Here is a 2,773-nt window from a genome sequence, read left to right on the forward strand (position 1 = left end):
GCATCAACGAAGACGAGGCCTACGCGCTTCTGCGCAAGACCGCCATGGACCAAGGCCGCCGGGTGGCCGAGGTCGCGTGACCTGCCAGAACGGCGACGCGCTGAGCGTCCTCGACCTTGTCACCGGCGAGGAGCGCGCCCGCTGGAGCGTTCCCGGAAAGCCCGCAGGCGTGGCGGTGGACCCGGCCGGCGATGTCTTCGTCGTGTCGCCGGACAGCAAGCAGGTGCGCCGCTATTCGGCCGCGGGCGAAGTGCTGGCCGAGACCCGGCTCGACGGCGGCCCGATCGGCGTCGCCGTCGAGCCGGCCCGGGGCCGGATCTTCGTCTCGGACTGGTACAACGCCCGGCTCTGGGTGCTCTCGTCCGAGACGCTCGAGACGCTGGCCACCCTGCCCTCCGATGCCGCCCCCGCCGGGCTGGCCGTGTCGCCCGACGGCGCGTGGCTCGCCGCGGCCGAGCGCGACGCCGACGCGGCGCGGATCTACGACACCGAAACGCTCACAGTCGCCCGGGTGGTGGGCGTCGGCACCCGCCCCTTCGGCCTCGGCTTCGCCCCCGACGGGCGGCTCTTCGTGGGCAACGTCGGCAGCAACGACGTCACGGTGCTCGACGCGCCCTCGGGCGAGGTGCTTGCCACCCTGCCGGTGGGCGATCGCCCCTACGGCGTCGGGTTCGCTGCCGGCCGGGCCTTCGTCACCAACCAGTACGCCAGCACCGTGACGGTGTTCGACTTGGGCGACCTCAGCGCGCTGGCGACCATCGACGTGGGCGAGTACCCCGAGGGCATCGCCGCAACCGGCGACGGGCATGTGGCCGTTGCCAACTGGTTCGACAACAGCCTCAGCCTGATCGACGCCCGCACGCTCGAGGTCACCGCCACCTACGAGACTTGCGACGGCCCCCGCGCCTTCGGCGCGTTCATCCTGCCCGGAAACCCGCCTGGAGTCCTGCCATGAAGATGTCGCTCGCGCTGCTGCTCGGCCTTGCCGCCGGAACCGCCTCGGCCGGCGAGGCCTGGGACTCGATCCGAGACCAGCTCTACGGCGCCCGCCCGATGCTCCCCGGCGACGGGGTGATCGCGCTCGACACGCCCTACCGCACTGCCAATGACTCGCGCACCGACATCGCGGCGCAGGTGGCGGCGCCCGACGGCGCCGCGATCGCCGCCGTTTCGGTGGTGATCGACGAGAACCCGATGCCGGTCTCCGCCGTTTTCGCGCTGAGGCAGCCGCAGCCGCGGTTCTTCTTCGAGACCACCTTCCGCATCAACGGCCCGACCCCGGTGCACGTGATCGCCGAGACCACCGACGGGCGGCTTTTCGTCACCGAGGCCTACGTGAAGACCTCGGGCCAGGGCGCCTGCGCCGCGCCCCCCGGAAGCGACCCGGAGGACGCGCTGGCGACGCTCGGAGACATGGTGCTCTCGGTCACGCAGGACGAGGACCTGCGCGACCGGCTGGCCGGCCTGACGCAGGGCCCGCGGCGGCTCGACGTCGACATCTCGCACCCGTCGCATTCGGGCATGCAGATGGACCAGATCACCCTGCTCTTCATTCCCATGCGCTACGTCGAGACCCTGGACATCGCCACCGACGGCGGCGGCTATGTCGAGATGACCGGCAGCATCTCGCTCTCGGAAAACCCGCAGATCAGCCTCTCGGTCCCCGGCGCCACCCGGCGCGTCGGGGTGACGATGACCGACACCTCGGGGACCGTCACGACCGCGGAGAAGGACCTCGCGGGGTACTGAGCTTTTCGAAGGGAGGTCAGGGAAGACGGGGGCGCTGCCCCCTCGGCGCTTTGCGCCTCACCCCCGGAGTTTAGCTGGCAAGATGAAGGACGGGGCCGGATCCCGGGGTGGCCGTCGATTTCGCGCCATATGGCATTTCAGCGGCGCCAGGCAGGCAGTGAGGGTCAATCCGGACGAGGGGTCAGCCGTTCGGTCGGGTAGTCCCAGAGGGTCCAGCCGTCGGTGCCTTCGGGGAGCCAGTAGACCGTCTCGTAGCCGAAGCCGAGCGCGCGTTTGGCGGCGTTCCAGCTCATCCAGCAGTCTTCGAGGCAAAAGAACAGCACCGGGTGTGCGAGGTCGCCGTCGGTGGCGGCGGCGAGGCCGTCGCGAAAGTATGTCTCGGTCACCTCGGCGATGGCGCCGTAGCCCACGTTGGGAAGCCAGGTCGCGCCGGGGATGGACTCGCGGGGCTTGTCGCGCCAGATCGTGCTCTCGGGCAGGTTCGGCGGGCGCGGTGCCTGTGGCAGCACGTCGATGAAGGCGGTCTCGCCCGCCTGCCAGAGCGCATGCGCCTCCTCGGGGCCGACCACGGTGGCACCCGCCAGGGTGGCGGGGACCGGGGCGCGGTACTCCTCCATGCGGTAGCCGTCGGGCTCGGGCGCCTGCGCCGCGGCGGCAAGGGGAGCGAGGACCGGCAGCAGCGCGAACAGCACCGCCGCCCCGCGCCTCATTGGCCGACCTCCAGCATCCCGTCGCCCATGTCGCGCACCAGCGGCACGCCGGCATCCGCAAGCAGGTGATCGATCTCGTCCTGATGCCGGCGGATCAGCGAGTTGAGCTTGCGCTGCCAGACCTTCTCGCCCTGCCGCACCCCCATGGTGATGCGGTAGAAAAGCTTGGGGAAGGCGGTCTCGTGCAACAGCGGGATCACCGCGAGATCCGGGTGGTCGCGCTTGACCAGCGGGCCTCCGATCGGGCCCCAGAGCACGGCGGCGTCGATCTCGCCCGCGGCGAGGTCGTTCAGCATGTCGGCGGCGGGGTTCTC

Annotated in this window: 4 protein-coding genes and 1 pseudogene; 3 read left to right on the forward strand and 2 right to left on the reverse strand. The window is 71.0% G+C overall.

Going from position 1 to position 2,773, the window contains the following annotated elements:
* The 3 genes from HC022_RS23300 to HC022_RS23310 all read left to right on the forward strand — a co-directional run.
* Positions 1-80 (forward strand): ANTAR domain-containing protein (locus tag HC022_RS23300; RefSeq protein ID WP_167453995.1); only part of this gene is annotated, 80 nt, incomplete at its 5' end.
* Positions 77-955, forward strand: a complete 879-nt coding sequence (locus HC022_RS23305) for a YncE family protein (RefSeq protein WP_167453992.1) — start codon at positions 77-79, stop codon at positions 953-955. The genes HC022_RS23300 and HC022_RS23305, both read left to right, overlap by 4 nt.
* Positions 952-1,749: a quinoprotein dehydrogenase-associated SoxYZ-like carrier gene (locus tag HC022_RS23310; protein ID WP_167453993.1), complete on the forward strand. Its 798-nt coding sequence runs from the start codon at positions 952-954 to the stop codon at positions 1,747-1,749. Before HC022_RS23305 ends, HC022_RS23310 begins: the two co-directional genes overlap by 4 nt.
* Positions 1,750-1,913: 164 nt before the next feature.
* Here the strand turns inward: HC022_RS23310 and HC022_RS23315 are convergent, their stop codons facing one another.
* A complete protein-coding gene (locus HC022_RS23315; RefSeq protein WP_167453994.1) occupies positions 1,914-2,459 on the reverse strand; it encodes a PQQ-dependent catabolism-associated CXXCW motif protein in 546 nt (181 codons plus the stop codon).
* A pseudogene (locus tag HC022_RS23320) lies at positions 2,456-2,773 on the reverse strand (amino acid ABC transporter substrate-binding protein); the annotation flags it as partial. The pseudogene HC022_RS23320 and the gene HC022_RS23315, both read right to left, overlap by 4 nt.

Origin of the sequence: Salipiger sp. HF18 (assembly GCF_011806505.1) — a bacterium.
In the GTDB taxonomy this organism is placed as follows: Bacteria; Pseudomonadota; Alphaproteobacteria; order Rhodobacterales; family Rhodobacteraceae; genus Salipiger; species Salipiger thiooxidans.